Genomic DNA, 6,988 nt, shown 5'->3' on the forward strand with positions numbered 1-6,988 from the left:
CGGCGAAATTCCGAGGCTTATTTTCTTATAAATATTGATTTGATGTGTTCTTTTTTAACTCGTTATGTTATTTAATTTGTTCTTCTGCTTGCTTTTGGGCATCTTCTAACACTTTGTCTAAATCTTTACCTTTTAGGTAGTCTTGCATTCCGACTGCTAAAATGTCTTCAATCGCATACGTATGCATCCCATAGTTTACTTGAGGAATCTTTTCTGTCCATTTAGAGAAATCTTCAACCACTTTTTGGCCGCCAAAAAAATCGTCTGCAGCTTTATAAGCTTCACCTGCTGCCGCTGGTTTGTACGTACCGATAGCGCCCATTTCCTTATTTAAGGTTTGATAGAAATCAGAGTTGGAACCGAATGTCTTTGCAAGGAAGTCAGCTGCTTTATCTTTGCCTGGTACGTTAAGTACATACCAAGAACTTCCGCCTAAGTTGGTTGCATTCACAGAACCTTCAATACCGGATTGTTTTGGCATTGGAACGACTGCCCATTTGCCTGATTGTGATGCTTCGGCCTTGATGGAAGGTGTAATCCAGTTACCTGTTGGAACAGTGGCAACATCACCTTTATTAAAGCCTGCTAAAAACTGACTCCAGTCAGAAACAGGTTTCACTAAATTAGCATCTAATAATTCTTTATACGTTTTGAATGCTTCCTTAAGTGCAGCATTGTTTGCTAGGTCAGGTGTTGTGCCGTCTTTCTTTAAATACCAAGAACCGCTTGATTGAATCATCATCCGAATAAGGCCTAGATCCTTCGGATCCAGTGTGAGCATTTGTTTGCCTGTTGCTTCGTTCACCTTTTTCCCAATCTCGATGTACTTGTTCCAATCGATATTTTGTAAATCCTCTACTTTATATCCTGCTTTTTCTAAGTAATCTGTTCGAACGTACAACCCAGCTGCTCCTGTATCGAACGGAATTCCATAGTTCTTTCCATCTAGGCTGGTTGGAGCCATTTTATACTGTGCAAAATCGTCTGCATTAAAAGAATCCGTTAGTTCTTGAAACATGTCCGGATAGGCTTTTAGGAAACTTTGCGCACGATAATCTTCAATTAATACGATGTTCGGTAACCCTTTAGTGGTACCTGAGCTTAGGCTGGTGTTAAGCTTTTGAACGATATCATCTTGGGCATTTTCGACGATCTTGATCTTAAGATCTGGATTTTCTGATTTATAGGCGTCTTTTGCTAGATTCATTGCCTTAATATTAAAATTCGGGTCCCATGCCCAAACCGTTATTTCTTTTGTATCTTTTGCCTTGCTGGAAGTATCTTTCTCTTTTGATCCAGAAGAACAGGCAGTTAGCATTAAGATACTAACCAAAAAGAGTGCTAGTATTTTTTTCATTGATATTCCCCCAAGTATTTATATTATTTTTGTAAGCGCTGCCCGACTTACAAGTATTATGTTATCACCTGCTAGAATGTAACGGTTAGGACGATATTTTTAATTGATTGTAATATTTTTATAAGTTGAAGGCGCTTCCAATTGTTTGGTTTGGATTATTTTTAGATTTTGTGAAAATTTTTATATATTCTTATTGGGAAGTTCGATTCGAACCTTTGTCCCCTCACCAAGTTCACTTGATATGATTACACCATATGGGTCACCATAAATAAGCTGGATACGTTCATTTACATTTCGAACACCGATACCTGAAAAATGTTGCTGTTTCCGCTTTGTACTAGGAAATTTACTATCTGAAGAGACTTCCATTCCATCACCATTATCCACCACTTCACAAATCAGGTTTTCACTCTCCTGCCAAATAAGAACATTAATATATCCCTCAGGCTTACGATTAAAACCATGAAAGAATGAATTCTCTATAAATGGCTGAAGGATTAGTTTTGGGATTGGGAGGTCGATACAATCAGGTGCTACGAAATAGTTCACTTTTATACGATCTCCGTATCGCTTTTGATTAATAAATACATAATTTTTTAAAGTTTCTACTTCCTGCTTCACCGTAACAGTTTCATTGACATTGCCAATTGTATTTTGCAACAACGATATCAACGCATTGATGGTAGCTTCCGCATCTTCTTTCCCGCCCTGTTGTACCATGAATTTAATGGAGGTTAAGGTATTATAAAGGAAGTGGGGGTTAATTTGCTGCTGCAGGGCAGCTAGTTCTGCATTACGCTGCTGCTTTTGCGCTATCACCAGTTTATCTACATAATCATGAAGCTCATCGAGCATGGTGTTAAAGGCATTGCCGATTTGTCTTGTTTCATAAGTACCCGTTTCAGAAACATACTTATCAAAGTCATACTTCGGGGCATTGGCAATTTGCTTTACCAACCTCGATAAGGAATTCGTCAATCTCCTTGATGCGAGAAACACAATAATCAGTGCAGCAAAAACGATTGCAATACAGATAAGGACAATTTGCTTTTTGTTAATTAAATCGCCGACTGCTTTCTGTTTGTCAATCACATTGAACAGATACATATCAAAGGATGGTAGATATTCCATAAAAATAATCTGATCTTTACCCCTAAAGTTATCAATGATGTATTTATGGGGATTGTCATTTAGTTTTGCCGTATAGCTAAGAAGATTTTCTGCTTTTTTCCCAATCAGTTTAGCTTGATTGCTTGAAACAATGGAACCATTCTTGTCCAATATGAACACATCATTCCCGGGATTTGTATAACTTGAATACAGTTTTCTAAATTCGCTTTCTTTGATAGCAAAATACATAGATCCGTAAACACTCCCAGATATCCGGTCCATGAATGCTTTGGAAGCAACAATCACATTGCTCCCCTCTAGTCCTGTGGTCTTATTCCTACGTTGATCATATTGATACATGAGCCTTTTTGGTTCCTTCAATGTATTCTCGGTAATGGCACTCATTTTCAATTCTTCATCTGATATCGGCCAGAAATTACGTTCAGTTACATAATTAACTCCATTTCTTCCCGCAACAACAATTTCGATTTCATAGGCATCTAATATAGATTTAACATGCTTCATCTGCTGAGTCATACTATAAATAGAGCTCATTTTCTCTGTATTGGATGCCTCTTCTGTCAGCATTTGTTTTATATTTCCGCTTTGAAGGAGTTTATTTGATGCGATGACGACTGAATAATTTAGCGACTCAAAACTTCCTTTTACCTGACTCATCACTTTAGAGTTGGTAATGCTAAACTTTTCGATAAAAAATTGTTCTGACATGCGAATGGTCGTCCAGGTGATGGTGACGGAAACTGTAATAATGATCATGACTGTAATGAAGAACATGACTATAAACAAGCCGTTATGCTTAAAGCGATCAGGAATTAATTTCATATCTGTACCAACTCTTATCTTAAATTTGTTTTCTTTTATATTGACTCGGAGATAATCCCTTTATTTTCTTAAAAACCTTACAGAAATAACTGTGATCCGAATAACCAACCATCCCGCTGATTTCGGAGATACTTATGTCTTCGAGAATTAACAGTTTAGTTGCTTCCTCAATCCTGATTTTATTTAAATATTCAATAAACCCTTCCTTATTATGAGTCGAAAAATAACTTGATAGATAGGAAGGATTAAAGTGGAAATGTTTCGCTACCTCTGTCAGGGTAAGCGGCTCTGCATAATGGTCCATAATATACTCCAGCAGCTTCCTCATATTTATATTATCAAGCTGATTTGGCTGCGCCATTAAGCATTTATTTACCTCTTCGATAAAACATTTCAATAGTTGGACTGTCTCTTCTGCTGTACATGCTTCATCAATAGAATTAAAATACGTATACTTACTGCCTTCCAATTCCTTCACATCATAATCCATATTTCCAAGAAGAATCGTGATGTTAAAAATTATGTTCCCAAAAAAAGCTTTATATTCAGAAATATCGGTCGTATAACACCTTGATAATGTAGTAACATGATCCTGCAAATACTGGAAAGCCGAATTAAAGTGTTTTCGCTTCAATTCACTAGTAAACCAGTCCAAATTAAAGCTGTTACAGGTTGGAGGCTGCTCAGGCAAATCCTGTTTTAATAATAATGGTTGATAAGAGAGATAAAATCGATAGCTTAATAGCTTTAGAAGACTTGTTTTATAGATACTTCCTATCTGTGAGAAATCTTCAAATTCCTCTGTCAGGACGAATCCAATACCTAGCTCGCATTCAGCTAATTGTTTAGCAAAGGGTATAACGTCTTCCCTTTTCTCCCTGTTCATATTTAGAATGTATACGATTACATTTTGATCGAATATAAAAGAATAGTACGCTGTCTCTCCCAAAATAAAATCAATTTCCTGTTCCACTTTTTCTTTAAGCGCTGTTGTAAATTCGGCACTATCTTTAGATGGATGTCTCTTTAAGTCAAGTCCCAATAATAAATAATGGCTATATGGGACCAAGTTGGAAAGTGAATCTAACTCATAATTGACCTCATAACCAGCAATTAACTTATTGATTATTTGGTCGATTGAGAGCTGAGCGCATCCCTCTTTTTCGATATTCTGTAATGCCGGAATTTTGCTGGCGGCAGTCTTTAAGACTTTTAAAAGTCCTTGTGCATCGAGCTTTGGCTTTAAGATATAATCAACAACACCACTTTGGAAGGTGGACCGTACATAGTCAAATTCTCCAAAACTGCTCAGAATAATAATTTCAATTTGTGGATATCTTTCTTTTACAATTTTCGTTAATTCTTCCCCATCCATTATGGGCATCACGATATCCGTCATAATAATATGCGGTTTGGCAGCCTCTATTATTTCAAGCGCTTCTTGACCATTCGAAGCTTCACCTACGATTAAAAACCCTTCCTGCTCCCAATCAATATAGTGCTTAATCCCCTGCCTAATTAATATTTCATCGTCTACGATTAGTATTCTGCATAATTCACCGACTGCCAACGTAAATCCCCCTAAGATCAAGATAGATATAATAATTTTATAACATAATATTCATTTTGAAATGGTACTGAATATATTTCCACTCTATCACAAACAAAATAAAATAGAAGCAAATGTAAAATAACATCAGTACCTTAATGTCTCTTGTAACAAACTAAAGGTGTCAAGTACACACAGACATTTGCCCATGTTAGTACTGACACCATTATCCTATCTTACTTATTTACTAATCATCACCATCACTCGACATAATTCAGGTTTATATTGGTTTTGCCTGGTTCATGCGACAAAAAAAAATGCCCAAATCCCTTTCGTATCAAGGTATTTGGGCATTTTTTCATTATTAACACTTTCAGGTTAATTAATATTATGTTTTTTGTCGCCCCTTATTTTTCGAGTTGTATGGGTTGGACTCGGCAACGTCTGTTCTTTTTTTATTATCTTTTGTTCACTAAATAACGGATTGATATACTCCATTCTCTTCCTTTCCTTTCCCTCATTTTGGGCTTTAGCCTATGGACATTTTTCCACTTTTCCATTCTTACTAGATGTATAGAGGAAGAGGACAAGTTTTAGAACTCATTTTCATTTTTGATCCTTCCGGCTTTATATCACCCTTCTCACATGTACTCATCGTACATTTCCTTCCGGGCATCACTGTATAATCGGGTTTGTTGGGGTTCTTCATGCCCTAAAAGGGTTTGAATACAGTGGATCGGCATCCCCCTTTTGGCTAGATTGGCCGCAAACGTACCGACCCGTTCCGTTAGCAAAACCGGCCTCCACCCCTTGGATAGGCATGACGAAGGAATGAAAGGGCTGAGACCCGTTGAGACATGGGAGGGAAAGCCTCCAAGGACAGTGTGGAGAATGCGTGCATGATTATGGAAGTATATGGGATTTCAGACTAATCCTCTATTTCCTCATGCCCTCATTTAACTAAAACTGTCATGACTCTTTTAATTCATCCGTTATGCCGATACAAAGTGGTATGAAATCCTGCGAATAAGCGAGCATTCGTAAGAAAAATCTATTAAACTGAGGGAGTGGAACAAGAAAAAGAGTCGCTGCTACGACTCTTTGTTAAACTCTAGCACCCGTTACTTTAAGTACAATTCTTCACAATCTGCTTTGTTAGTCTAACCAGGAAAAGCTGCCGAAGCAGCTGGATCTTCAACTATCGCCCTGTTAGTTGAACAAGGATAAGCTATTATTACGTATTTTATTCTTATTGTGCACAAATTTTATTGAATTTTTATTGACACAAGAAAAGATAATAATTACAACCAAATAAAAGAAGGAGAAAAAAATGACGTACAATAATTATATTCAAAACATTCTAGGAGTTAATGTACGTGCACGTTGTTCTGATAAAGATATCGAGAATAATTATGAACCTTTTAAAACCCCTTTAATTCACAAACAAATAAATGGACGAGTTATAGTACCACTTAATGTTACAAAATTATGGGGAAAATAGATTATTACCTAGATACATTTAGTCAGAGCAACATAAGATATAGAGAAGTAAAATCTTGTTCATTTTCCTTAACCATCCTTTTTAGGATGGTTTTGTATTAGGTTGAAATTGGTAAATATCCAATACATAAGCTAAAATATTTTCCGCATACTACTTTTGTAATTCAATTTTATTGCGAAAAGAGGTCTTTAAATGACAGTTGGAAAAGACGTTCAAACAGTTTTAGCAAGCTTAAAAAGTGCACAGGCAAGCTTTGAAACCTTTGCTTTAGCAACTGACAACCATAACGCAAAGCAACTTTATCAACAAGCTGCACAACAAACAAAAACAGTTCTAGATAGCCTTGAACCACGTCTTCAAGAAATTCAAAGTGAAGAACCTCAGTACAATCAACAATAAAATATTAGTGTTTGTTCTTATTATTAAGAACGGGCATAAATTTATCAAAGGAGGTAACACCCTCCTCCTTCGCCTTTGACCACTTAATTACTTGAGTGGTTTTTTTATTTTTTAAGGGTAAAAATACATTGTTTCTAATTACATTTCCTATTCCACTATCCTGCCAGTTACTTGAATAAGAAAAAAACGATCCTTCTTTATTGAAGCATCGCACCCGTTAGCCATCCAT

The 6,988-nt window shown here is 36.4% G+C and carries 5 protein-coding genes; 1 reads left to right on the forward strand and 4 read right to left on the reverse strand.

Annotated features, from left to right (window positions below):
- Window positions 1-67 precede the first annotated feature (67 nt).
- The 4 genes from V7150_RS02260 to V7150_RS02275 all read right to left on the reverse strand — a co-directional run bounded on the left by V7150_RS02260 (window position 68) and on the right by V7150_RS02275 (window position 5,653).
- A complete protein-coding gene (locus V7150_RS02260; RefSeq protein ID WP_335513207.1) occupies window positions 68-1,357 on the reverse strand; it encodes an ABC transporter substrate-binding protein in 1,290 nt (429 codons plus the stop codon).
- A 180-nt stretch (window positions 1,358-1,537) separates the two neighbouring features.
- On the reverse strand, window positions 1,538-3,310 hold the full coding sequence (locus tag V7150_RS02265; RefSeq protein ID WP_335513209.1) for a sensor histidine kinase: 1,773 nt from the start codon (window positions 3,308-3,310) through the stop codon (window positions 1,538-1,540).
- 19 nt (window positions 3,311-3,329) lie between these two features.
- Window positions 3,330-4,880 carry a response regulator transcription factor gene (locus V7150_RS02270; RefSeq protein ID WP_335513212.1) on the reverse strand — a complete coding sequence of 517 codons (1,551 nt, stop codon included), beginning with the start codon at window positions 4,878-4,880 and terminating at the stop codon, window positions 3,330-3,332.
- A gap of 620 nt (window positions 4,881-5,500) precedes the next feature.
- Window positions 5,501-5,653, reverse strand: coding sequence for a tyrosine-type recombinase/integrase (locus V7150_RS02275; protein ID WP_335513214.1), 153 nt, complete (start codon window positions 5,651-5,653; stop codon window positions 5,501-5,503).
- Between the two features lie 899 nt (window positions 5,654-6,552).
- Between V7150_RS02275 and V7150_RS02280 the strand changes: the two genes are divergently transcribed.
- The gene (locus V7150_RS02280) at window positions 6,553-6,759 is read left to right on the forward strand and encodes a DUF1657 domain-containing protein (RefSeq protein WP_335513217.1); all 207 of its coding nucleotides are present in this window, start codon (window positions 6,553-6,555) and stop codon (window positions 6,757-6,759) included.
- Window positions 6,760-6,988 lie beyond the last annotated feature (229 nt).

The sequence above is a fragment of the Neobacillus drentensis genome (assembly GCF_036965245.1).
In the GTDB taxonomy this organism is placed as follows: domain Bacteria; phylum Bacillota; class Bacilli; order Bacillales; family Cytobacillaceae; genus Neobacillus; species Neobacillus drentensis_G.